The following is a 24,034-nucleotide window of genomic DNA, read 5'->3' as shown; positions in this document are numbered from 1 at the left end:
CCTAGCGGTAACAAGCCACGGCATGCGAGATTCCGCCATGCCACCGGCCGGCGGCTGTCCCCCGCTCCTCTGCACCGACGCAGGAGAACTCCGCCATGCGCACCACCCCCCACCGCGCACTCCACAGACTCGCCGCCGCCGCGCTCGCGCTGCCCCTCGCCCTCGGCGGGCTGGCCGCCGGCGCCGCCCCCGCCGCCGCGAGTCCCGGGTCCGGCCCCACCGCCGTCGTGACCATGGGCGACAGCTACATCTCCGGCGAGGCCGGACGCTGGCAGGGCAACAGCCTCACCAACACCGGCAGCCGCAACGGCACCGACCGGGCGTGGACGGGCAGTACGTACGACCCCGCCCGCGTGTACGGCGCCACGGCGGCCAACGGCTGCCACCGCTCCGACTCCGCCGAGGTGCGCAGCGCCGGCGCGATCGCCGCCACGCTCGTCAACCTCGCCTGCTCCGGCGCCACGACGCAGAACGTGTTCCGGTCCTCGCAGGGCGGACAGGCGTACAAGGGCGAGGCGCCGCAGGCCGACCAGCTCGCGGCGGTCGCCGCCGCGAACGACGTCCGGATGATCGTGCTGTCGGTCGGCGGCAACGACCTGGGCTTCTCGGACATCATCCGCGCCTGCGCCACCGACTACATCGTCTGGTACTCCTACTGCCACGACGACCAGCAGGCCGAGGTCGACGCGAAGATCGACGGCGCGATGGCGAACGTCGCCAAGTCGGTCGACGAGATCCGCGCCGTGATGTCGGGCGCCGGCTACGCGGCCTCCGACTACCGGATCGTGCTCCAGTCCTACCCCTCTCCCATCCCCCGCGCCGCCGAGAACCGCTACACGGAGAGCGGCTGGAGCCGCGTCAACACGGGTGGGTGCCCGTTCTGGAACCTCGACTCGGACTGGGCGCGGGACTCGCTCGTCCCGCAGGTCTCCGACCGGCTGAAGGCCGTCGCCGCCGCCAAGGGCACCCAGTTCATGGACCTGCGCGACCTGCTCCAGGGCCGCGAGGTCTGCGCCAAGGCGTCGAAGCAGGTGAGTGCCACGGTGCCGGCCTCGATCACGACCAGCGAGTGGGCCCGCTGGATCGACAGCAACGGGACCCAGGGGCCGGTCCAGGAGTCCGTGCACCCCAACTACTACGGCCAGCTCGCCCTCGGCCGCTGCCTGGCCCTGATCCAGGCGCGGCCGACCGGCAACCACAGCTGCCGCAACACGGCGGGGGCGGGCACGTCCGGGATCTACCTCTCGGCGCTCTCCTGACCCTGTCCCGACCCCCCCCACGGGGTTCAGCGGGCGCGGCGCCTTCCCCGGCGTCGCGCCCGTCGCTCCGTGCGCGCCTGCGGGCGGGCCACCCCCAGGCGCACCAGGGTGCGTTCGGCCTGGTGCGGATCGGCCGCCACCATCTCCTTGATCAGGGCGGTCGCGCCGCCGGGCCACCCTTCGGCCGCCACGTCGAAGGAGGCCCGGCCCGGCGCCCGGGTCAGCTCGTCCAGTACGGCGAGGGCGTAGGCGGACAACGGCACGAGGGTCTCGTCCACGGCCTCGCCCCGGGCCCGCAGGACATCGGCCGCGGACGCGCCGACGACCGGGTCGGCGACGGCGCCGCGCAAGGCATCCAGAGGGGCCGCGGCGCAGTCCAGGAGACCCAGCAGCGCACGGGTGTCGGCGGCCTCGTGGGTTCCCGCGTTGACGGTGCCGAGGGCGGCGAGCAGCGCCGACCAGGCGTCGGCGCCGTCACCCCGGGCGCGGAGCCAGTCGGCGAGGACGCGCGCGGCCGCGGGTCCGGACCAGCCCTCGGCCGCGGCGACCACCGTCGGGGCGTCCCAGGCGGCGGCCTCGGCGGCGTCGGGGGCCGCCACGTGCCGGACCCTCAGCAGGTAGTGGAGGACCTCGACGCCCTGCGGCGTGAGGCCGAAGGCGTCGCCCGCGCGGAAGACCATGCCGGTCCCGGTGAGCCGGTCGACGGTGTCGGCCATGGTCCGGGCGGACGGCTCCAGCCGTGCCCGGTCGTCGTCGGTGACGGTCCGCCCGACGAGCCGGGTCAGCTCCTCGGTGGAGGGCAGCCGGTAGTTGCCGGGGGCCTGCGCGGTGGCCGGTACGGGTACGGGCGCGTCCTCCAGGCCTGGATCGACCGGCCAGTCCTCGAACTCGGCGGCCCTGCGGGCCACCGACTCGGCGCTGGAGCCGCGCTGGTAGAGCGCGTACAGCAGGTGGGCGGCCTCGCCGTCGTAGAGCCCGCCCGTCTCGGCCTTCATCTCGTCGACGGCCGCGGCCAGCAGGTCGGCGGCCGCCTCCACGGAGCGCTGCGGATCGTGCGGCTCCGCGGGTGGTGGCGGGAGGGGCACGGTGGAGTCGCCGTAGTAGTCGAGGTGTTCGTCCAGAAGGGTGTCGGCCAGGACCAGATGGGGGAACGCCTCCGGCCCGGGGGCCAGATGGGCGTACGGCCCCGAGAGCGCCTCGGCCAGGCCCTCGGCGGTCCAGCGGTCGACCAGCCGGCCCGCCACTCGGCCGACGCCGTGGGCGACGTCCGCGTCGGAGAGCAGCGGCCCCGCGGGGGAGGGCGCCTCGGCGTCCCGTACGTACGCGCCGGTCAGGGCCTCGGCGAGGACGACGTCGGCGAGTTCGCTCCGGTTCATCAGGTCGGCGCGGCGCAGTCCGTCGGGGGTCGTGACGCCCTCGTGGGCGGCGAGCCAGCCGAGGACGGCGGCGGGGTCGCCGGGGTCGGCGCCGTCGGCCCGCAGCAGTGAGGTGTACCAGCGCTGCCAGGTGAGGTTGCCGGGGTCGTTCATCGCCCGTTCGAAGTCCGGCAGGGTCTCCTCGATCGCGGTCAGGATCCGGGCCTGCCGCTTCCCGTTGAGGCGCCCGGCCTCCCGGATCCGCGCGGTGAGCGCGGCGAGGACGGCGGGGTAGGCCGCCAGTTCCTCGGGCGTCGCGTAGACGAAGGTCGGCGCGTCCTCGACGAGCAGATGCCGCACCAGCTCCACGGTCGGCTCGGGCAGGCCCGCCCGCCGTTCGGCCCCGCGCAGCGCCAGGAGCCCGAGCACGGCGTCGGCGGCCCGCACGTAGGAGGGGTCGTGGCGCTCGGGGGCGCCGTCGAGGAACGTGTCGAGCCCGGTGTTGGAGAGCACGGTGGCAGCCACGCCTCCAGGGTAGTTCGGGAGGGCGGAGGACGTCGTTCCGCGACAGGCGCGCACGGGGTGTCAGCGCGCTTCGACCACCACCGTCCGCTGCGCCGAGAAGTCGCCCCAGGTGCCGTCCGGGAGCCTGGCGCGCAGGGTGACGCTGTAGCGGGTGCCCGGCGGGTCCTGGACCGTGAAGGTGTAGGTGGCGCGGCCCGGTGGGGGCTCCGCTCCCCAGACGACGGTCGTGGCGAATCTGCCGTTCAGGTACAGCTGGTGCTGTTCGATCGGGGCGTCGGTCCGCGGCGGGGTCCAGGTCAGGGTGATCTCGCCGCGCCCGGCCGTCGCCGTCAGGCCGGTGGGGGCGGTGTTCGGGGGCGCGCCGGGAGCGGCGGCGGTGGTCACGTCGAGGGTGTCGCTGTCCTGCGAGGAGTTCTCGGCGGCGTCGCGGGCGCGGACCGTGAAGGAGTAGATCGTGCCGGGGCGGAGCGAAGTGACGCGGGTGGTGGTGACGGTGCCCGGGACGGTGTGGACGCGGGTGTCCGCCTGGTAGACGTCGTAGGCCGTCACCCTCGTGTCGTCGCGGGCCGGGGTCCAGGTCAGGGTGGCGGCGCGGCTGCCGTCGGCGGCGCCGCGCAGGGATGCCGGCGCGGTCGGGGGCGTGCGGTCCCGCGCGCTCGCGGCGAGGGTGGTCGCCGGGACCCTCACGCTGTGTGGCGACCGGTTCCCGGCGGCGTCGCGGGCGCGGACCGTGAAGGAGTAGGGGGTGGCGGGCGCCAGGTTCACGACGTCCGTCATGAGCGTCGTGGCCGGCAGGTCCTTCACCTTGCGGCCCTGCTCGTAGACCTCGTAGCCGGTCACGGCGCGGTCGTCGGTCGCGGCGCTCCACATGACGTGGACGGTGGTCGCGCTGCCGGAGGCCGCCGTGACGCCGATGGGAGCGCCGGGGGCCCGGGTGTCCGCGTCGGGCCCGGTGGAGCAGGCCGCGAGGGGCAGCAGGGCGAGGGTCAACAGGGTTGCGGCGAGCGGGCGTTGCACGGGAATGCCTCCGTCCGTCGACATGGTCCAGACCTTTATGGCACCCCGCCGCACGGTAGGGCAAGGGGGCGGGTCGGGGTCGTTGTCAGTGGGGTGCGCTTCACTGAGATCGTCACTCTCCGTAATCGACTTCAGGGGGAATCATGACGGACTGCACGGCGTACGTGACGCTCGACGGGCTGCGGGAGCGCGGCTGGACCGACGCGATGGTGCGGGATCTGCTGGGTGAGGCCGACGTCCAGGGCCGTGACCCGCGCCGCTGGTCGCTCGCGCCCGTCCGGCTCTACCGCGTGTCGCGGGTGGAGGCCGTGGAGCGGACACCGGAGTTCGCCCGGTGCGCCGCGGACTCGGGGCGCCGGTCGTCGGCGGCGACGGCGGGCGCCGAGAGCCGGCGGCTCGCCGTGCTCGCGGCGATCCGGGCGCAGCCGATCCAGGTGCCCCGGCTGCCCGCGGCGGAGCTGGAGCGGCGGGCGGTGCGGCATCGCCGGCTGCTGGGTGCCCGGAGCCCCGGCGGAGGGGCCACCGGGCCAGGGGCACTGGTCCGGTGGCAGGTGAACTACCTCCGGCACGCGCTGTCCCGGTACGAGACGCTGCTCGACGGGCTGTACGGGGTGACGGGACGCGCGGAGGCCGAGGGACTCCTGCGCACGCGCCTGTACGAGGCGATCGCCGAGGCGTACCCGGCGCTGGCGGCGGAGTGCCTGCGGCGGATCGGGGCGGAGCGGTGACCCGGGCGACCCGTGACCGAGGAGGGGCGCCGTCGACCGATGAGTTCCGGGCGCCCGGACGGTCTGCCCCGTATGGAGAATGCGACACACATCGATCTGGGGACGGCCGCCGGGCGGATGGCGCGGCTCGCGGCGGGCATCGGCGACGAGCGGCTCGGGGATCCGACCCCGTGTCCGGAGTACGCGGTACGGGAGGTGCTGGCGCACGTCGCCGGGCTGAGCGTGGCCTTCCGCGACGCCGCCCGCAAGGACTTCGGCCCGACGACCGGCACCCCGCCCGGCACGGAACGGCCGGTGCTGGGCGCCGACTGGCGCACGGATCTGCCGAAGGCACTGGACGACCTGGCGGCGGCCTGGCGCGAACCGGGCGCCTGGGAGGGGGACACGCAGGCGGGTGGGGTCGAGCTGCCGGCCGCCGTCATGGGCATGGTGGCGCTGAACGAGCTGGTGATCCACGGCTGGGACCTGGCGCGGGCCACGGGCCAGGACTACGCGGTCGAGGAGGCGGAACTCGCCTCGTCGCAGGCGCTCCTGACACCGGCCGAGGACGCGCAGGGCGACGACGGCTTCTTCGGCCCGATCGTCCCCGTCCCGGACGACGCGCCCCTGCTCGACCGGGTCATCGGCCTGAGCGGCCGTCGGCCGGACTGGCGGCCTCCGGCGTCCTGACGGTCGGGGCGGGGAGGTGCACCGCCCCGCCCGGCTCACCAGGGGGTCATGGAAGGCCGGTCGATCCACTCCGCGAACGACACCGGCTCGCCGTTCAGGAGCAGCGGGAGGATCAGGTCGCAGGTGGCCCGGCCGTCGAACCACATCGTGCCCCGGTGCGGGCCGGTGACGACGAGCAGGGTACTGAAGCCGCAGCCGTGCTCCTGGATGTACACGGCCCCCGCCGTCTTGCGTTCCTGGTGCACCCCGTACTCGTCGTCCCAGTCCTGCCACGCCCGCCGGAAGGCCTCCTGGTCCGCGAACTGCTCCTCCAGCGGCTCACGGTCGTCGAGGCCGTCCTCGTAGGCACGGTAGGAGTCGGGGTGGGGGAAGTCCGCGGAGAGCAGGCCGTAGTTGGTGTCGGAGTCCCCGTGCCAGCCCCAGCCCGCCGCGTCGCGGCGGAGGCGGTTGATCCGGCCGCCGGCGCTGCGCCGGAGCAGGTGGTCCCGGTAGTCCTCGGGGAACGTGATCCCCAGCTCCTCCTCCGCCTCGCACACCTCCGCGGGGGTCAGCGGCGGCGGGGGCTCCTCCCGGTACCGCTCCGTGGTCCGGCCCCCCGCGTCGTACCGGTGCCCCTGCAGCAGGCGCCGGTACTCGGCGGCCCAGTCGGTCGTCATCCGGCCAGCCTAGACATCGATGATCATCTGCGGGCACCGGGGTCCTGCCCCAGGAGCCGCGCGATCCTGCGGCAGGCGGCCGGGATCGGGGCGATCACCGGCGTCTCGAACCGGGCCCGCAGGACCTCCGCGGCCTCGCCGAGCGGGCCGCCGCCGATGACGACGGCCCGGGCCCCGTCCAGTGCGACGCAGGCACGGACCGCTCCGGCCAGGGCCTCGTGCAGCGACTCCGGCCGGGCGGCGAGCTGTTCGGGGTCTCCCTCGGTCAGGCGCAGACCGGTGAACCGGTCCGCGAGCCCGAGTGCGGCGACCCGCTCGACGACGGGACCGGCGAGCAGGGGCGTGGTGGTGGCGATGCCGAACGGCCGCCCGGACGCGGCGGCTTCCAGGAGCGCGGCCTCGCCGATGCCGACGACCGGCACGGGCCCTCCCGCGGCGTGCAGGGCCAGGCTCCGCAGTTCCGCCACGCCCGGATCGCCGAAGGCGGCCACCAGCAGCGCACGGCACCGGCCCTCGGCCAGGGCCCGGCGACCCGCAGTGGCGACCTCCGCGGCGGCGGCCCGCAGGGCGGCCGGATCGGTGAGCATGCGCGGCCCCCGTGCCACGGTGACACCGCGGACTCCCACGCCCGGCCCCAGGGTCCTGCGGGCGATCGCGGCCATCGTCGCGGTCGTGTCCACCGCGGTGTTGGGGTTGATCAGCACGACCGCCGGCGCCCCGCGGCCGTCGCGCCCGGCGGATGCGCGGAGCCGCCCGGGCACGGCGGGGACCATCTCCCGCACGGGCACGGTCCCGGTGGGCGCCGCGGCGCCGGTGCCCACGGTGGCCGGCGCGCGGCCCTTCCCACCCCACCCGCGCTCCTCGACAGTCCCTGCCACCTCTGCCACCCCGCATTCCTCGGACGCCGGCCCTCCGTCACCACTCCTCGACTGCCCGCTCCTTCCCCGCGCACGCCACCGGTCCCCGCGGCGGGCGCGGGGACCGGGGTGGGCCGTGTCAGGGGCGGTGCGTCGTTCAGTGCACGTGCGCCGCCTTCGCGGTGCGGGCGCCGGAGATCTCCTCGCCCGGCTCCATCGGCGCGGTGACCGTGTCCTCGTCCCGGCCCCTGCCGAGGTGGTTGAAGACCAGGTTCAGCAGGACCGCCGCGACACAGCCGGTCGAGATGCCCGAGTCCAGGATGATCTTCGCGGTCTCCGGGAAGGCGTGGTAGAACTCCGGCTCCGTGATCGGGATGATGCCGACGGCCAGCGAGACCGCCACGATCAGCACGTTGTTGTCCTTCTCCAGACCCGCCTTGACGAGGGTCTGGATGCCGCTGGCGGCGACGGAGCCGAAGAGGACGACGCCCGCGCCGCCCAGCACCGGCCGCGGCACGACGGAGATCAGCGAGGCGGCCACGGGCGACAGGCCCATCAGGACCAGGAAGCCGCCACCGCAGGCGACCACGAAGCGGCTGCGGATCCTCGTCATCGCGACCAGCCCGATGTTCTGGGCGAAGGCGCTGCACATGAAGCCGTTGAAGAACGGGCTGAGGGCCGAGCCGAGGGTGTCGGCGCGCAGTCCGGCCGCGATGGTCTTCTCGTCGGCCGGCCGCTCGACGATCTCGCCGAGGGCCAGCATGTCGGCGGTCGACTCGGTCATCGAGACCAGCATGACCACGCACATCGAGACGATCGCGGCCACCGCGAACTGCGGTGCGCCGAAGTGGAACGGGCTCGGGAACCCGACGACGGACGCCTCGGTGACCGGACTGAAGTCCGTGACGCCGAACGGGATGGCTATGAGCGTGCCGATGACCAGGCCGACGAGGACGGCCACCTGCTTGAGGAAGCCGCGGGTGAAGCGCCGCAGGACCAGGACCACCACGAGGGTGATCGCGGCGAGGGTCAGGAAGGTGGTGGAACCGTAGTCCTCGGCCGAAGGGTCGGGCCCCTGGGCCCAGCCGAAGGCGACCGGCAGCAGCGAGACGCCGATGAGGGTGATCACGGTGCCGGTGACGACGGGCGGGAAGAAGCGGACCAGTTTGGAGAAGTACGGGGCGGCGACGAATCCGAGGACGCCCGCGACGATGATCGCGCCGAAGATGATCGGCAGCGCGTCGGCCTTGTCGTCGGTGGTGTCGACGATGGCGAGCATCGGCGCGACGCCGGCGAAGGTGACGCCGTTGACGAACGGCAGCCGGGCGCCGATCTTCCAGACGCCGAGCGTCTGGAGGAAGGTGGCGAGTCCGGCGGTGAAGAGGCTGGCTCCGGTGAGGAAGGTCAGTTCGGTGCCGGAGAGCCCGACGGCGGCTCCGACGATCAGGGGCGGGGCCACCACGCCCGCGTACATGGCGGCCACGTGCTGGAGGCCGCTGGTGAACATCTTCAGGGGCGGCAGCGTCTCGTCGACCGGATGCTTCCGGTCCTCGGAGTCGGCGGCGCTTGCATCGTGGGCATCATTGCGAAACCTGGGCTTGGCGGCCACGGCGGTTCCTCCGGTCGGTTACGCGTCGGCGGTGACGCGGATGTCAGGGAGGTGGTGCAAAGGGGTGCAGTTCGTGCGGCTCACGGTGTGCGGCTCATGAGGATGTGCGGAGGGGGGTGCGGTGGCTCGGCGTGGGGGCGCCGGGCCGGGTGTTCCGGGAGGAGGAACCTCTTCTCACCTTCCGGGGGGTGCCGTACGTCGTGCACGGCACCCCCCGTCCGGCTGCCGCGAACCCCGCTCGGGTCCGCGGCGACCCGACCGAGGGCCGTCCCCCTCGGTCGGACTCCATGGGGAGGGTCAGCCCTGGGCCGCGATACGGGCCAGGCGCTGCGCCTCCGCGCGCGCGTCGCGCGCGATCGCCTCTTCGTCCGCGAAGAGGAGACGGTTGTTCTCGACGATCTGCCTGCCGTTGACGAACGAGGCCGTCACCGGGGCCGCCGCTCCGAACACGATCGCGGTGACCGGGTCGGCGATCGAGGAGTGGCCGAGACCGTCGATCTTCCAGAGGACGAGGTCGGCGAGCTTGCCGGCCTCCAGCGAGCCGATCGAGTCGGCCCGGCCGAGGACCTGGGCGCCGCCGTACGTTCCGAGGCGCAGGGCCTGACGGGCGTTCAGCGCGGCCTCACGGTGCGCGCCGAGGCGGTTGATGAGGAGCGCGTTGCGCAGTTCGGTGTGCAGTTCGCCCGACTCGTTGGAGGCCGTGCCGTCGACACCGAGGCCGACCGGGACGCCCGCCTTCAGCATGTCGGGGACCCGGGCGATGCCGGCGGCGAGGCGCGCGTTGGAGGAGGGGCAGTGCGCCACACCGGTCTTCGTCCGGGCGAAGGCGGCGATGTCGGAGTCGTTCATGTGGACGCAGTGCGCCATCCACACGTCCTCACCGAGGAAGCCGGTCGACTCGAAGTAGTCGGTGGGTCCCATGCCGAAGAGCTCGTGGCAGAACTTCTCCTCCTCCACGGTCTCCGAGCCGTGCGTGTGCATCCGTACGCCGAGGCGACGGCCGAGCGCCGCGCCCTCCCGCAGGAGCTCGGTGGAGATGGAGAAGGGGGAGCAGGGGGCGACGGCGACCTGGGTCATCGCGTCGAACGAGGCGTCGTGGTACTTCCGCACCGTCTCCTCGGTCGCGGCGAGCGCGCCCTCGGTGGTCTCGACGGCGAAGTCCGGCGGCAGGCCGCCGTCCTTCTCGCTGCGGTCCATCGAGCCGCGGGCGAGGGTGAAGCGCACGCCCATGTCGGAGGCGGCCCCGATGATGGCGCCGGACAGGTCACCGGAGCCCTTCGGGTAGACGTAGTGGTGGTCCATGGCGGTGGTGACGCCGCCGCGGGCCATCATCGCCAGCGAGCCCTGGGCGGCGACGCGGACCATGGCCTCGTCGATGCGGGCCCAGGTCGGGTAGAGGGCGACCAGCCAGTTGAAGAGGTTGTGGTCGGTGGCCAGGCCCCGGGTGATCCACTGGTAGAAGTGGTGGTGGGTGTTGACCAGACCGGGCGTCACCAGGTGACCGGTGGCGTCGATCCGGCGGACCACGTTCTCCAGACCCGCCGGCGCCTTGCCGGCGCCGATGGACTCGATCCGGTTGCCTGCGACGACGAGGTGCCCGGAGGCGTACTCGGTGTCGTCGGCGTCCACGGTGGCGATCGCACAGTTCTCGATGACGATGCGCTGGGGTGCCGAAGGTGCTGCCATGGCGGTGGTTCCTTCATTCCTCTTAAGTGGTGTGGGCACGGCAGGACCCTAGGAGGATTTGAGTGCCGGGGCCGTGTGGCGGCTCCGGGTGCCGAGGTGGTGGAAGAACAGGTTGAGCAGGACGGCGACGAGCGCGCCCGCGCTGATTCCTGAGCCGAGCACGGTCTGCGCCCAGGCCGGGAAGTCGGCGTAGAAGGTGGGTGCGGCGAGCGGGATGATGCCCGCGCCGAGCGCGACGGCCACCAGGATGATGTTGGAGCTGTCGTCGAGGCCCGCCTCGGACAGCGTGCGGATGCCGCTGACCGCGATCGAGCCGAAGAGGACGATGCCGGCGCCGCCGAGGACCGGCATGGGGACGGTCGAGACGACCGCTCCGAGGACGGGGAAGGCGCCGAGGACGAGGAGCGCGCCGCCGGCGGCGGCGACGACGTAGCGGGAGCGGACCCGGGTCAGCGAGACGACGCCGACGTTCTGGGCGAAGGCCGAGGTCGGGAAGCCGCCGAAGACGGGGCCGAGGAGGGTGGCGATGCCGTCGGTGCGCAGGCCGCGGGTGATGGTCCGTCCGTCGCTGCGGCGGTCGCAGATCTCGCCGAGGGCGAGCATGCCGGCGCTGGACTCGGTCATCAGGACCAGCATCACGATGCACAGGGACAGGATGGCGGCGGGCTGGAACTCCGGCGCGCCGAAGGCGAACGGCGTGGGCAGCGCGGCCACCGGTGCCTCGCTGAGCGTGCCGAAGTCGGCCATGCCGAAGGGGACGGCGGCGAGGGTGCCGAGGAACAGGCCGAGCAGCAGGGCGATCTGTTTGACGAAGCCCTTGCCGAAGCGCTGGAAGAGCAGGATGACCACGAGCGTGAAGGCCGCGAGAGCCAGGTGCCGCATGGCGCCGAAGTCGGCGGCGCCGCTGTCGCCGCCCTGGGCCCAGCTCACCGGCACGGGCATCAGGGTGACCCCGATGAGGGTGATCACGACGCCGGTGACGAGCGGGGGGAAGAACCGGAGCAGTCGGCCGAAGAAGGGGCCGACGGCGAGGCAGAAGACACCGGCGACCATCACCGCGCCGTAGATGGCGGGGAGTCGGTGCCCGGGGGCGCTGGTCTCGGCGATCGCCAGCATGGGGGCGATGCCGGCGGAGGAGGCGGCGTTGACGAAGGGCAGCCGGTTGCCGGCGAAGCGACCCGCGCCGATGGTCTGCAGGATGGTGGCGCAGCCGGCGATGAGCAGGCTCGCGGCGATGAGCCGGGTCATTCCGGCGGCGTCGAGGCCCACCGCCTGGCCGATGATGAGCGGAGGGGTGACGACTCCCGCGTACATGGCGGCGATGTGCTGGAGCGCGGCGGGTACGAGCCGCGCGGCGGGGAGCTTCTCGTCCACGGGGTGGACCGAGGACCCCTGCGGGGTGGAACACGGGCCTTCGGCTGATGCCGGCCCCGATGCAGGCTGTGCCATGGAGGTTCCCTCCGGTCTGGTGGCGGCCCCCGCCCGACTGCGGGCGGGCGGGGGCGGCCACACAGGGCCGCTTAGAGGTTGGTCATGTCGACCGGGATGTGCGCCGTGGCTCCGTCACGCAGCACCGTGGCCTCGATGAGGCCGTACATGCGGTCGGCGGCGTAGTACACCTCGTTGTCGTTCTTGAGCCCGAAGGGCTCCAGGTCGACGAGGAAGTGGTGCTTGTTCGGGAGCGAGAAGCGGACCTCGTCGATCTCCGAACGGTGGTTGATGATCCGCGAGGCCATCTGGTAGAGCGTCTGCTGCAGCGAGAGGGAGTACGTCTCGGCGAAGGCCTGCAGCATGTGCTTCTTCGTCTCGGCGTAGGACTTCTCCCAGTTGGGCATCCGCTGCTCGTCGTCGGTCCAGTTGAACCGCCACCGGCCGGAGACCTGGGTGGCCAGGATGCGGTCGTACGCCTCCTGCAGCGTCGTGTACTTGTCCTTGATGTAGCCCCAGAACTCCGAGTTGGTGGAGTTCATCACGACGAGGTCCTTGAGGCCGGAGATGACCTCCCACTTCTCGCCGTCATAGGTGATCTGGGTGACGCGGGTCTCCTGGCCCTTGCGGGCGAAGGAGTGGTTGACCTCGTCCGAGCCGATGAACCGGGAGTTGGAGTCCGAGGAGGCGATGCGCTCCCAGGAGTACTCCTCGATCCGGATCCGGGCCCGGTGGATGGGCTCCTGGCTGGACACGAAGTGCCGGGCCAGGTGGATGCCGAACTGCTCGGCCGACTCGATCCCGTACTCCTTGGCGAAGGCGAATACGGTGTTCTTGGTGGTGTCGGTGGGAAGGCAGTGGGCGTTGGAGCCCGAGAGGTGGACGTCGTCGAGGTCGCCGGAGAGGGCGACGGAGACGTTCAGGTCCTTGATGTGGTGGGTGTCGCCGTCCCGCGTGATCTTGACGACGCGGTTCTCTGCTTTGCCGTACTGGTTCTGGCCGAGAATCGTGGGCATGTCTGCTAGCTCCCTCGGTAAACGGAGTAGCCGAACGGGTTGAGCAGCAGCGGTACGTGGTAGTGCTCGCCCGGCGTGACGGCGAACGTGATCGCCACCTCCGGGAAGAACGCACCGCTGTCCCTTACGCGGGGGGCGTCCTGCTGCGCCTCGGCTTGCTTCTTGGAGAAGTACGTCTCGGTCTCGAAGTCGAGACGTACGTGGGTCGTTCCCTCCGGCAGCGCCGGCAGGTCCTTGCAACGCCCGTCCGCGTCGGTGGCCGAGCCGCCGAGCGCGACCCAGGCGGCGTCGGATCCGCCGCGGGCCGCGAGCGTGACGGCCACGCCCTCGGCCGGGCGGCCGACGCTGGTGTCCAGGATGTGGGTGGACACCGATGCGGTGGTGTCGGTGCTCATGCGGGGCTCTCTTCCTCTACGAGTCGGGTCAGGCGGATGCGGTTGATCCTGCCCAGTTCGGTGCGGACGATCTCCCGCTCCCGTTCGGGCGAGTTCCCGATCCGTTCCCGGACCGCGTCGCGCATCTGCTCCCCGGTCCTGCCGGTGGCGCAGATCAGGAAGACGTGCCCGAACTTCTCCTGGTAGGCCAGGTTCAGTTCGAGCATCTCGGCCTTGAGTGCCTCGGAGGCGCCGGCCATCCCGCTCTGCTCGCGGGAGGAGGTCGGGTCCCCTGCCTTCGGACGACCGATCGGCGGGTGGCCCGCCATCGCCTCGGCCAGGTCCTCGGCGGTCAGCTCGGCCGTGGCGGCGTCACTGGCGAGGAAGAGGTCGTCGGCGGTGGCGTACGGGCGCTGGGCGAGCAGCTTGCTCCCCCACGCCGAACTGGAGCACACCTCGTGGAGTGCGGCGACGGCGTCGCCGTCCGCCGAGGTGTTGAACCGGGTGAGGCCCGGTGTCGTACCTGAAGTCACGGGAAGCCTCCGTGGCTGTTTTTCGCTGTGCGTCGGACGGGCTGCGGATAGCTAACGCCCTCCGCAACACAACGTCAACACTTTGTTGAAAAGTCGGCCACACAAAAGCCGTCGTCCCGACATCCGGACGACGGCTTGTGGCCCATCATGATCAACTAGCCGTTCCCGGCAGCCTTTTCCCTGTTCAGGGCGGTCTCCCTGTTCAGGTAGTTGTACACGGTGAAGCGGCTGACACCCAGCGCCCCGGCCACCGTCTCCACTCCGTGCCGCACCGAGAAGGCACCGCGTGCCTCCAGCATCCGCACCGCCTCCTGCTTGGTCTTGCGGTCCAGCTCCGACAACGGCATCCCGTGCCGCCGCTCCATCGCGGCCAGGATGTGGTCCAGGGATTCGGACAGCTGGGGCAGCCGTACGGCGATGACGTCCTCGCCCTCCCAGGCGAGGACCACGTCGTCGGTCCCGGCCTGCTCGGGTCCCAGTATCTCCGCACCCATCGCGTCGACCAGCGGCTTCACCGCGGCGACCAGGGGGTGGTCCAGGGGGAGCTCGGTCACTTCCCACCCTCTCCGATCACGTTGACCTGGAGCGAGACACGGGTGGCACCCGCCGCCAGGGATCTGCGCAGCAGCGCGTCGACGGCGGTCAGCACCTCGTCCGCACCGCCCTCCGCCGTGTTGCCGAACGGGCCGACGTCCACGGCGTCCAGCTCGGCCGCCTGGATGACCTCACGAGCCACGACCGCGTGCGCCGGCGCCTCGTCCAGGTCGAACGGCTCGGTCGTGAACTCCACTCTCAAACGCACCATGCCCCCACGCTACTGGCCGGGAACCGGCCGACGGCAGCCCCTGACCTGCCGGGCCCCCTTGACAAGTGGGCGGCTCGACTTGCAGCATTCCGTCAGACAGAAACTTACTTCCGCAATACGGAAGGAGCGCCGCCCCTCATGGGATACACGGACCAGCGCTTCGATGTGAACCTGTCGATCCTCTTCACGGAACTCCCGCTCCTGGAGCGCCCCGCGGCCGCCGCCGCGGCGGGCTTCACCGCGGTCGAGCTGTGGTGGCCCTGGATCGACACCGCCACCCCCGACCAGAGTGAGCTCGACGCTCTCAAGAAGGCTCTGGACGACGCCGGCACCCAGCTGGTGGGCCTGAACTTCTACGCCGGGCAGCTGCCCGGACCGGACCGCGGCGCGCTCTCCGTGCCCGGCGAGGAGTCCGACCGCTTCCGCGCCAACATCGAGGTGGCGGCCGACTTCGCCGCCTCGGTCGGCTGCAGGGCGCTCAACGCGCTCTACGGCAACCGCGTGGAGGGCGTCGACCCGCAGATCCAGGACACCCTCGCCCTGGAGAACCTGGTCCTGGCCGCCCGCGCGGCGGACCGGATCGGCGCGATCCTGCTGATCGAGACCCTCAACAAGCCGGAGTCGCCGCTCTACCCGCTGGTGAGCGCCCCCTCCGCGATCGAGGTCGTCGACAAGGTCAACGCGGCCACGGGGCTGGGCAACGCCAAGTTCCTCCTCGACATCTACCACCTGTCGATGAACGGCGAGGACGTCGGCGAGGTCATCGCGCGGTACGCCGACCGGACCGGCCACGTCCAGATCGCGGACAACCCGGGCCGCGGCGCGCCGGGCACCGGCGACCTGCCGCTGGAGCAGCTCCTCGACGAGCTGAGGAAGGCCGGCTACGACGGCTGGGTCGGCCTGGAGTACAAGGCCGCCGACGCCGCCGCCTCCTTCGCCTGGCTCCCCGCCGAGGCCCGCGCGGCCCGCTGACCCTCCCCGTACCACCTGTTTTCGAGAGGCACCTCATGAGCAACCTTGCCGATTCCTCCCTCCCCACCCGCCCTGCGATCGCGTGGATCGGCCTCGGCATCATGGGCTCCCCCATGTCCGAGAACCTGATCAAGGCGGGCTACTCCGTCACCGGCTTCACGCTGGAGCAGGACAAGCTGGACCGCCTCACGGCGGCGGGCGGCACGGCCGCCGCGTCGATCGCCGAGGCCGTCGCCGACGCCGACGTCATCGTCACGATGGTGCCCGCCTCTCCGCAGGTCGAGGCGATCTCCTACGGCCCCGAGGGCATCCTGGAGAACGCGAAGTCCGGCGCGCTGATCGTCGACATGTCGTCGATCACCCCGCAGACCTCGGTGGACCTGGCGAAGCGCGCCGCCGAGAAGGGCCTGCGCGTCCTGGACGCCCCGGTGTCCGGCGGCGAGGCCGGCGCCATCGAGGCCGTCCTGTCGATCATGGTGGGCGGCGAGCAGGCCGACTTCGACGCGGCCCTGCCGATCCTCGAGGCGCTGGGCAAGACCATCGTCCTGTGCGGTCCGCACGGCTCCGGCCAGACGGTGAAGGCCGCCAACCAGCTGATCGTGGCGGTCAACATCCAGGCGTGCGCCGAGGCCGTCGTCTTCCTCGAGAAGTCCGGCGTGAACCTCCGGGCCGCCCTGGACGTCCTCAACGGCGGCCTGGCCGGCTCCACGGTGCTGACCCGCAAGAAGGACAACTTCCTGAACCGGGACTTCAAGCCCGGCTTCCGGATCGACCTCCACCACAAGGACATGGGCATCGTCACCGACGCCGCCCGCAACGTCGGCGCGGCCCTCCCGGTCGGTGCCGTCGTCGCCCAGCTCGTCTCCTCCCTGCGTGCGCAGGGCGACGGCGGCCTGGACCACTCGGCCCTGCTGCGCGCCGTCGAGCGCCTCTCCGGCCGGCAGGTCTGACCCAGATCTCCGGACGGCGGCGGCGCTGACACCTGTCCTGTCGCGCCCAGGCGTCGCCGCCGTCCGGAACACCACACCTCAATTTCAACAAACTGTTGACGTTGCTCGGGGGCGTACCTACGCTCCAGAGCACCCCCAGCAGTGCAGCTCCCGTACGGAAGGTCACGATGTCGAAGCGCGTGCTCACGACCGAGTCCGGCGCCCCTGTCGCCGACAACCAGAACTCCGCCACCGCCGGCGTCGGTGGCCCCCTCCTGCTTCAGGACCAGCACCTGCTGGAGAAGCTGGCGCGCTTCAACCGTGAGCGCATCCCGGAGCGCGTGGTCCACGCCCGCGGCTCCGGCGCGTACGGCTACTTCGAGGTGACCGACGACGTCACCGGCTTCACGAAGGCCGACTTCCTCTCCGCGGTCGGCAAGCGGACCGAGACGTTCATCCGCTTCTCGACCGTGGCCGACTCGCTCGGCGGCGCGGACGCCGTCCGCGACCCGCGCGGTTTCGCGCTGAAGTTCTACACCGAGGAGGGCAACTACGACCTCGTCGGCAACAACACCCCGGTGTTCTTCATCAAGGACCCGATCAAGTTCCCCGACTTCATCCACTCGCAGAAGCGCGACCCCTTCACGGGCAAGCAGGAGCCGGACAACGTCTGGGACTTCTGGGCGCACGCCCCCGAGGCGACGCACCAGATCACCTGGCTGATGGGCGACCGCGGCATCCCCGCCTCGTACCGTCACATGAACGGCTACGGCTCGCACACCTACCAGTGGACCAACGAGGCGGGCGAGGCCTTCTTCGTCAAGTACCACTTCAAGACGAACCAGGGCATCCGCTCCCTGTCCGCCGACCAGGCCGCCGAGCTCGTCGGCCAGGACGCCAACTCGCACCAGACCGACCTGCTCCAGGCCATCGAGCGCGGTGTGAACCCGTCGTGGACCCTGTACGTCCAGGTCATGCCGGCCGCCGAGGCCGCGGACTACCGCTTCAACCCGTTCGACCTCACCAAGGTGTGGCCGCACGCCGACTACCCGCTCCAGCGGGTCGGCCGCCTGGTCCTCGACCGGAACCCGGACAACGTCTTCGCCGAGGTCGAGCAGGCCGCGTTCTCCCCGAACAACTTCGTCCCGGGCATCGGCCCCTCGCCGGACAAGATGCTCCAGGGCCGCCTCTTCGCCTACGCGGACGCCCACCGCTACCGCCTCGGCGTCAACCACACCCAGCTGCCGGTGAACGCCCCGAAGGCGACCGTCGCCGAGAACTACGGCCGCGACGGCCTCATGGCCACCCGCCAGGGCTCGCGCCACGACAAGAACTACGAGCCCAACTCGTACCGGGGCCCGGCCCAGACGGACGAGGCGCTCTCCGCGCCGCTCGCCGTCCACGGCTGGACCGGCACCCACGCCGCGCCCGAGCACGTCAAGGACGACCACTTCTTCCAGGCCGGTGAGCTCTACCGCCTGATGTCGGAGGACGAGAAGGGCCGTCTGATCGCCAACATCGCCGGCGGCCTGTCCCAGGTCTCCCGCGAGGACGTGATCGAGCGGAACATCGCGCACTTCGCCGCCGCGGACGCGGACTACGGCAAGCGCGTCGAGGAGGCGGTCCGCGCCCTGCGCGAGGACTGATCTCATCGGCAACCAGACCGCGTACGGCACATGACGGGAGGTCAGGTGCCGTGCGCCGTCCGGACCGCCGGCCCGGATGAGGGGTGGCAGGCGGTACGGACAAGCGTGAGGACCGCGGCGGCGAGCGAGCCAGTGCGGTGGTAAGGACGACCGGCTCCCCTTCCTGACCTGAAGGAAGGGGACACGCCCGGCCCGTCCGTCGCCCACCGCCGCGGTCCCAACGCCCCCTCAGGGGAAAACCCTCGAAACTCCGCCCGGCGGCGCGAACGTCCTGTCGCGCCAGCCTCGCACCGTCGGGCGGACCTCAGACGAGAGCGCGGAACCAGGTTTACGGTCCCTGGTTCCGCGCTCTTCTCGTGCTGCGCCGAGACGCTCGGGCGGTGCGCCGCGGGGCCGTCCGGGAAGCCGGTCGCGGTCCGCTCGTCGGCCGCCCGGTGAGGGCGAGTGCGGCACTGGCCGTGAGCGAACCCGCGGCGAGCACCGCCATCGCCGGTCCCGGCCCGGTGAACTCGGCGACGGCGCCGGCCAGCGCCGCGCTCAGTCCCTGGAAGGCGAGCATGCCCGAGGCGTGCAACCCCAGCGTGTGACCGGCCGGTTCGTCCGGGGCCAGGGCCATCAGCCGCTCCTGGAAGAGCAGGGAGGCGCTGTATCCGACGGCGGAGACCGTCACCGCCGCGACGGCAACCGGCAGGCCGGGGTCGGCGGCGAAGAGCAGGAACGGAGCCGCCAGCAGCAGCTGCAGCGGATGGGCCAGCCGGCCGCGCCGGGCCGCCGGCGCGAGACGGCCGACGGCGGTGTCCCCGGCGAGCATCCCGAGCGCGCCGCAGGCGAAGAGCAGGCCGGCCCGCTCGGGGGCGTACGGGACGAAGAGCGACTCGCAGCCGACGATCAGCCCGTTGGGGATCCACAGGGCGAGGTACACGTGCCGGCGTGGACGCGGGGACCACAGGCGCGCGTTGGTCCGCCACGTCTCGGCGACCGAGGCGCGGCCGGCCGCGCGCGGGGCCCGCCGGGCGAGTCCCAGCCGGGCGGTGAGGACCGCGGCGAGGTGGAGCGCCGCGCTCACCAGGAGGGTGCCGCGCGGGGAGAGCAGCGCGATCAGCAGGCCGCCGCAGGCGAAGCCGCCGATCTGGCAGAGTCCGACCGCCATGTTGAGGACGGAACGGCCGAGCACGTACCCCTCGCGGTCGAGGATCTCGTCGAGCAGGCCGTAGCGGACGCCGCCGGCCACCGAGCCGACCAGGCCCTGCAGGAGCAGGATCCCGAAGGCCGCCCCCAGTGGCAGGCCGGGCACGGCCTGGAGCAGGGTGGCGAGCGCGAAGAGGAGCGCCGAACCGGCGAGGGCGGTGCGGGGCGGTAGCCGGTCGGCCGCCGACAGCAGGGTCGCGGCGCCGGCCAGCTGGGCGAGCGCGGGGCCGAACAGGGCCAGTGAGGACAGGAAAGGGGACCCCGTCGACCGGAAGACGAGGGTGGCGAGCCCCAGCCCGCCGACCGTCTGGGCGGCCACCTGGACGGAGGCGGTGAGGAAGAGCGGGGTGAACTCGGGCGTGCGGAACAGCTCGCGGTAACTGCGCATGCGCCGGAGTCTCCGAGAGGCCCGCCCGGGTGGATATCGTTTCGCGGGGAGGCGAAAGAGACATGGGCTGGTGGCGGATCGACGCGGACTCGCTCGCGGGCGGCAGGTTCGTGATCTCGCCGCTGGCCGAGACCGTCGCCGCGCTCAAGACGCTGGAGCACGCGTCGGCGGCGCACCCGGGCGAGCGGGAATGGCTGGCCGCGCACCTCGGCCCGTACCGTGCGCGGTTGGCGGCCGACCCGGTCGACGCCCGGCTCGTCCGGGCCGCGCTCGGACCGACCTGGAACGCCGACTTCCTCACCCCCACGCCGCGCGGCGAGGGCGATGCGCCGTCCTTCGAGCAGGAGCTGGAGGCGGTCCGTTCGACGCCGCCGGCCGCCGCCGTCGAGCAGCTCGCGGTCTCCCTGGGCAGGCCGGTGCCCGAGCCGCTGCGCTCGGCGCCCGACCTGCCGGAGCGGCTGGCCGCGGTGCTCCGCTGGGTGTGGCAGGAGACGGTGCGGCCGACCTGGCGGCGGCGCCGGCAGGTCATGGAGGCGGACGTGGTGGCGCGCACGGCGCGCCTGAGCCGGGGCGGCTGGGCGGCGGCGCTCGACGAGCTCGCCCCCGGCCGGACGCGCTGGCTCGGTGACGGACGCCTCCAGGTCAACGCCCGTGACTATCCGCCGCGGTCGATCGACGGGGCGCGGCTGCTGCTCGTTCCGGTGACGCCGGGGCACGGATGGGTCTCCTGGGAGGGCACCGAGCGCTACGCGATCGTGTACCCGTGCACGGGCGCTCTCGCGGACACCGAGGGACCGGTCGTCCCGCAGGCGCTCGGCGCGCTGCTCGGGACGGCACGCGCCGGCGTGCTCGTACGGCTCGGAACCCCCACCTCCACCAGCCAGTTGGTGGCGCTGACGGGTCAGGGGCTGGGTTCGGTGGGACGGCATCTGAAGGTGCTGCTCGACGCACGGCTGGTGCGACGGCGGCGGGCGGGCCGATCCGTCCTCTACGACTGGACCGAGGCGGGGCGCGCCCTGGTGCGGGCGCAGGACGGCCCCCGCCCGGGTGCTCTGCGGGCGGGGGCCGGTCCTTCGCCGTGACGTCCGGACCGCGCGGGCCGGGTGTCACGGGTCGGCGGGTCAGACCTTGAGGGGCCTGATCGCCGTCGGCGCGTGGCCGGGCTCCGTGGCGAGCTCCTCGAACTCGGTGACGTCGCTCATGTCGACCGTCTTGCTCATCGCGATGTTGGTGATGCGCTCCAGGATCGCCTCGACGACGACCGGGACCCGGAACTCCTGGGCCAGCTTCTTGGCCTGCTCCAGCGCCTCGCCCAGCCGGTCCGGGTCGGTGACGCGGATGGCCTTGACGCCCAGGCCCTCGGCGACCTTGACGTGGTCGACGCCGTAGACGCCGATCTCCGGGGTGTTGATGTTCTCGAACTCGAGGTTGACCTCGAAGTTGATGCCCAGGCCGCCCTGCGCCTGACGGATCAGGCCCAGGTAGGCGTTGTTCACGAGGACGTGGACGTAGGGGACCTTGTGCTGGGCGGCGACGGCCAGCTCCTCGATCATGAACTGGAAGTCGTAGTCGCCGGAGAGTGCGACGACCGGGGTCTCCGGGTCGGCCGTGGCGGCGCCGATCGCGGCCGGGATGGTCCAGCCGAGCGGGCCGGCCTGGCCGCAGTTGATCCAGTGGCGCGGCTTGTAGACGTGCAGGAACTGCGCCGCGGCGATCTGGGACAGGCCGATGGTGGTGACGTAGCGGGTCTCGGGACCGAAGGCCCGGTTCATCTCCTCGTAGACGCGCTGCGGCTTCATCGGGATGGCGTCGAAGTGCGTCCGGCGCTGGAGGGTGGCCTTGCGCTCCTGCGCGGAGGCGGCCCAGGCGGAGAAGTCCGGCAGCGTGCCCGCGGCCTTGAGCTCCTCGGCGATCTCGACGAAGAGCTCGAGGGCGGCCTTGGCGTCGGAGGCGATGCCGAAGTCCGGGGCGAAGATCTTGCCGATCTGCGTGGGCTCGACGTCGACGTGGACGAACTTCCGGCCCTTGGTGTACGCGTCCATGTTGTAACCGGTGTGGCGGTTGGCCCAGCGGTTGCCGATGCCGAGGACGAAGTCCGACTCCAGGAAGGTCGCGTTGCCGTAGCGGTGCGCGGTCTGGACGCCGACCATGCCGGCGGCCAGCTCGTGGTCGTCCGGGATGACGCCCCAGCCCATGAGGGTGGAGATGACCGGGATTCCGGTCAGCTCGGCGAACTCGACCAGCAGGTCGGAGGCGTCGGCGTTGATGATGCCGCCGCCGGCGACGATCAGCGGGCGCTCGGACTCCAGCAGGAAGCGGATCGCCTTCTCGGCCTGGGCCCGGGTGGCCCGCGGCTTGTAGACCGGCAGCGGCTCGTAGGTCTCCGGGTCGAACTCGATCTCGGTCAGCTGGACGTCGATCGGGAGGTCGATGAGGACCGGGCCGGGACGGCCGGAGCGCATCAGGTGGAAGGCCTGCTGGAAGACGCCCGGGACCTGGGCGGCCTCCAGGACCGTCGTGGCGGCCTTGGTGACCGGCTTGGCGATGGTGGCGATGTCGACGGCCTGGAAGTCCTCCTTGTGGAGCTTCGAGACCGGGGCCTGGCCGGTGATGCACAGGATCGGGATCGAGTCCGCGATCGCCGAGTACAGGCCGGTGATCATGTCGGTGCCGGCCGGCCCGGAGGTGCCGATGCAGACACCGATGTTGCCCGCCTTGGCACGGGTGTACCCCTCGGCCATGTGCGAGGCGCCCTCGACGTGTCGGGCGAGCGTGTGGCTGATGCCGCCGACGTTCTTGAGCTCTCGGTAGAAGGGGTTGATGGCCGCGCCGGGCACGCCGAACGCGTTGGTGACGCCTTCGCGCTTGAGGATCTCAACGGCCGCTGCGGCGGCGGTCATACGGGGCATGGGAGGGCTCCTGCTTCAGCCAGGCGGAGTCGGGTGGGCCACCGTCTCGTGGCTTCGATTCCGTATTGCGGAAGTAATGTTCTGCTATGTGGAAGCAATGTAAGTCGGGGCGACAAGGACCGTCAAGGGAGTGAGGAGGGACGTTGGCCGAACTCCGTCCCCGCCGGTGGCGGATTGGTGGACGATGGAGTCGAACGACAGGGGGTTCGAAGTGGGTGAGTCGGTACCGGTGCGCTGCCCGCGGTGTCTGCGGACGCACGCGTTCGCCGCGCCCGCCTTCCCGTGCGCCTGCGGCGCCCCGGTCACGCCCTCGCTGGTCGCGGGCGAGACCGGTGTGGCGATCACGCACCGCAACTGGTCGGACGAGTGGGTCGTGGTGCCCTGCGCCGCCTGCGGCCGCCAGGACGAGTGGCCGCACCCGGAACTGGGATGCGTCTGCGGCACGGTCCTGCGGGTGCCGGTGCGGGCCACGGGGGCGGCAGGCACCGCGGGACGGCCCGCCGGACTCGGCACGGAGGCGGGCCCCGGCTCCGGCGGACACGTGGTCCGTCCCGGCGTCACCGACACGGACGGGGGCGCCCACACCGGCCAGGACGCGCACACCGCCGGGGACGGCGACGAGGGCCCGGGGAGCCACCCGTGGGTGGAGCCGGGGCCGGTCGTGGCCGCCGCCGGCCGGGAGGAGGCGCCCGGGACGGATGCGGACGCCCTGCCGACGTCCGCCGAGCCGGTCGCCGGCACCGCCCCGGACCCGTACGCCTCACCACCCCGTGCCGCGGACCCGCCCGGGGGCCCCGATCCGGAGCGGGGCCCGGAGCGGGCCGACGCACCGGCTCCGGAGCCGCCGACCGGTCCTGACGACGACGGGACGCGGGGCGACGCCGAGGCGCACACCGCTCACGGGGCGGGACACCGTGCCGCGGCCCGCGCGGCCGGCGGCGGTCAGCGCCCCTTCGCCGAGCGCTACCCGGCGCACATCCCGTCGCCTCCGACCGCACCGGTTTCGCCGCCGCCCCGGTCGCCGTTCCGGCCCATGACCATCCGCACGGCCCGGGACGCGGTCGCCGCGTCCGCCGGGTACCTGCGCTGGCTCGGCTTCCGCGACGTCGTCCAGCCCGAGGAACGGGTCGCCGACGGCGTCGACCTGCGGGCACCCGGCCTGGTGGCCCAGGTCGATCCGAGCACCCGGCCGGCCGCGCTCCGCGCCGTGGAGTGCCTGTGGCTGAACGGTCTCAGCGCCTCGGCCGTGAGCGTCTTCTTCTCGCTCGCCGGCTACACCCCGGAGGCACGCTCCCGCGCCGACGAGCTCGGGATCCCGCTCTTCGTCCTCGACCTCACCGGCGCACCGCAACCGGTCAACGGCCCGGCGGGCGACCTGGCCTCCGGGGCGTAGGGGGTGTCTTGTCGATCAGGCCGGACGAGTGAGCGGTGTCCTGGGGCTTCGGATCCAAGGCGGAGGAGAGAGGCATGGCGGAGCCATGCCGA

The 24,034-nt window shown here is 72.4% G+C and carries 22 protein-coding genes; 8 read left to right on the top strand and 14 right to left on the bottom strand.

What is annotated here, in order from left to right; genetic code table 11:
- Positions 1–95 precede the first annotated feature (95 nt).
- The gene (locus ACGFZF_RS10545) at positions 96–1,259 is read left to right on the top strand and encodes a GDSL-type esterase/lipase family protein (RefSeq protein WP_393553015.1); all 1,164 of its coding nucleotides are present in this window, start codon (positions 96–98) and stop codon (positions 1,257–1,259) included.
- A 26-nt stretch (positions 1,260–1,285) separates the two neighbouring features.
- Here ACGFZF_RS10545 and ACGFZF_RS10540 read toward each other — a convergent pair whose 3' ends face one another.
- The gene (locus tag ACGFZF_RS10540) at positions 1,286–3,139 is read right to left on the bottom strand and encodes a hypothetical protein (protein WP_393553013.1); all 1,854 of its coding nucleotides are present in this window, start codon (positions 3,137–3,139) and stop codon (positions 1,286–1,288) included.
- 60 nt (positions 3,140–3,199) lie between these two features.
- On the bottom strand, positions 3,200–4,180 hold the full coding sequence (locus tag ACGFZF_RS10535; RefSeq protein ID WP_393553012.1) for a fibronectin type III domain-containing protein: 981 nt from the start codon (positions 4,178–4,180) through the stop codon (positions 3,200–3,202).
- Positions 4,181–4,299: 119 nt separating this feature from the next.
- Here ACGFZF_RS10535 and ACGFZF_RS10530 point away from each other — a divergent pair, with 119 nt between their 5' ends.
- Both ACGFZF_RS10530 and ACGFZF_RS10525 read left to right on the top strand, forming a co-directional pair.
- Positions 4,300–4,884, top strand: a complete 585-nt coding sequence (locus ACGFZF_RS10530; RefSeq protein ID WP_356607392.1) for a hypothetical protein — start codon at positions 4,300–4,302, stop codon at positions 4,882–4,884.
- A gap of 72 nt (positions 4,885–4,956) precedes the next feature.
- Positions 4,957–5,553, top strand: coding sequence for a TIGR03086 family metal-binding protein (locus tag ACGFZF_RS10525; RefSeq protein ID WP_393553009.1), 597 nt, complete (start codon positions 4,957–4,959; stop codon positions 5,551–5,553).
- A gap of 35 nt (positions 5,554–5,588) precedes the next feature.
- Here the strand turns inward: ACGFZF_RS10525 and ACGFZF_RS10520 are convergent, their stop codons facing one another.
- The 10 genes from ACGFZF_RS10520 to ACGFZF_RS10475 form a co-directional block, all read right to left on the bottom strand.
- On the bottom strand, positions 5,589–6,209 hold the full coding sequence (locus ACGFZF_RS10520) for an SMI1/KNR4 family protein (protein WP_393553007.1): 621 nt from the start codon (positions 6,207–6,209) through the stop codon (positions 5,589–5,591).
- A gap of 23 nt (positions 6,210–6,232) precedes the next feature.
- Entirely contained in the window at positions 6,233–7,087 is an 855-nt protein-coding gene (locus ACGFZF_RS10515) for an aspartate/glutamate racemase family protein (protein ID WP_393553005.1), read from the bottom strand.
- 136 nt (positions 7,088–7,223) lie between these two features.
- Positions 7,224–8,675 (bottom strand): nucleobase:cation symporter-2 family protein, encoded by a 1,452-nt coding sequence (locus ACGFZF_RS10510; RefSeq protein WP_393553003.1) that lies wholly within the window; start codon positions 8,673–8,675, stop codon positions 7,224–7,226.
- Between the two features lie 297 nt (positions 8,676–8,972).
- Positions 8,973–10,361 (bottom strand): 8-oxoguanine deaminase, encoded by a 1,389-nt coding sequence (locus ACGFZF_RS10505; RefSeq protein WP_356775546.1) that lies wholly within the window; start codon positions 10,359–10,361, stop codon positions 8,973–8,975.
- A gap of 48 nt (positions 10,362–10,409) precedes the next feature.
- On the bottom strand, positions 10,410–11,810 hold the full coding sequence (locus ACGFZF_RS10500) for a nucleobase:cation symporter-2 family protein (protein ID WP_393553000.1): 1,401 nt from the start codon (positions 11,808–11,810) through the stop codon (positions 10,410–10,412).
- A gap of 71 nt (positions 11,811–11,881) precedes the next feature.
- Positions 11,882–12,805 (bottom strand): factor-independent urate hydroxylase, encoded by a 924-nt coding sequence (pucL, locus tag ACGFZF_RS10495; protein ID WP_393552998.1) that lies wholly within the window; start codon positions 12,803–12,805, stop codon positions 11,882–11,884.
- 5 nt (positions 12,806–12,810) lie between these two features.
- Positions 12,811–13,200, bottom strand: coding sequence for a hydroxyisourate hydrolase (uraH, locus tag ACGFZF_RS10490; RefSeq protein ID WP_393552996.1), 390 nt, complete (start codon positions 13,198–13,200; stop codon positions 12,811–12,813).
- Entirely contained in the window at positions 13,197–13,712 is a 516-nt protein-coding gene (uraD, locus tag ACGFZF_RS10485) for a 2-oxo-4-hydroxy-4-carboxy-5-ureidoimidazoline decarboxylase (protein WP_393552994.1), read from the bottom strand. Before uraD ends, uraH begins: the two co-directional genes overlap by 4 nt.
- A 155-nt stretch (positions 13,713–13,867) precedes the next feature.
- Positions 13,868–14,206 (bottom strand): helix-turn-helix domain-containing protein, encoded by a 339-nt coding sequence (locus ACGFZF_RS10480; RefSeq protein ID WP_261992394.1) that lies wholly within the window; start codon positions 14,204–14,206, stop codon positions 13,868–13,870.
- 56 nt (positions 14,207–14,262) lie between these two features.
- On the bottom strand, positions 14,263–14,514 hold the full coding sequence (locus ACGFZF_RS10475; RefSeq protein ID WP_147980675.1) for a thiamine-binding protein: 252 nt from the start codon (positions 14,512–14,514) through the stop codon (positions 14,263–14,265).
- Between the two features lie 141 nt (positions 14,515–14,655).
- On the opposite strand from ACGFZF_RS10475, the gene ACGFZF_RS10470 reads away from it, so the two are divergent.
- The 3 genes from ACGFZF_RS10470 (at position 14,656) to ACGFZF_RS10460 (ending at position 18,064) form a co-directional block, all read left to right on the top strand.
- Positions 14,656–15,489 (top strand): TIM barrel protein, encoded by an 834-nt coding sequence (locus ACGFZF_RS10470; RefSeq protein WP_393552992.1) that lies wholly within the window; start codon positions 14,656–14,658, stop codon positions 15,487–15,489.
- Between the two features lie 35 nt (positions 15,490–15,524).
- Positions 15,525–16,439, top strand: coding sequence for a 2-hydroxy-3-oxopropionate reductase (locus ACGFZF_RS10465; protein WP_393552990.1), 915 nt, complete (start codon positions 15,525–15,527; stop codon positions 16,437–16,439).
- Between the two features lie 167 nt (positions 16,440–16,606).
- Positions 16,607–18,064 (top strand): catalase, encoded by a 1,458-nt coding sequence (locus ACGFZF_RS10460; protein ID WP_393552988.1) that lies wholly within the window; start codon positions 16,607–16,609, stop codon positions 18,062–18,064.
- Between the two features lie 328 nt (positions 18,065–18,392).
- Here the strand turns inward: ACGFZF_RS10460 and ACGFZF_RS10455 are convergent, their stop codons facing one another.
- The gene (locus ACGFZF_RS10455; protein ID WP_393552986.1) at positions 18,393–19,640 is read right to left on the bottom strand and encodes an MFS transporter; all 1,248 of its coding nucleotides are present in this window, start codon (positions 19,638–19,640) and stop codon (positions 18,393–18,395) included.
- A gap of 62 nt (positions 19,641–19,702) precedes the next feature.
- Here ACGFZF_RS10455 and ACGFZF_RS10450 point away from each other — a divergent pair, with 62 nt between their 5' ends.
- Complete coding sequence (locus ACGFZF_RS10450; protein ID WP_393552984.1) at positions 19,703–20,722, top strand: transcriptional regulator; 1,020 nt, start codon at positions 19,703–19,705, stop codon at positions 20,720–20,722.
- Between the two features lie 39 nt (positions 20,723–20,761).
- Here the strand turns inward: ACGFZF_RS10450 and gcl are convergent, their stop codons facing one another.
- Positions 20,762–22,549, bottom strand: coding sequence for a glyoxylate carboligase (gene gcl / locus ACGFZF_RS10445; RefSeq protein ID WP_393552982.1), 1,788 nt, complete (start codon positions 22,547–22,549; stop codon positions 20,762–20,764).
- A 661-nt stretch (positions 22,550–23,210) separates the two neighbouring features.
- On the opposite strand from gcl, the gene ACGFZF_RS10440 reads away from it, so the two are divergent.
- Positions 23,211–23,942, top strand: coding sequence for a hypothetical protein (locus ACGFZF_RS10440; protein ID WP_393553709.1), 732 nt, complete (start codon positions 23,211–23,213; stop codon positions 23,940–23,942).
- Positions 23,943–24,034 lie beyond the last annotated feature (92 nt).

This window comes from Streptomyces sp. NPDC048338, from assembly GCF_043201055.1.
GTDB lineage: Bacteria > Actinomycetota > Actinomycetes > Streptomycetales > Streptomycetaceae > Streptomyces.
This window is presented reverse-complemented; position numbering and strand designations above follow the sequence as displayed.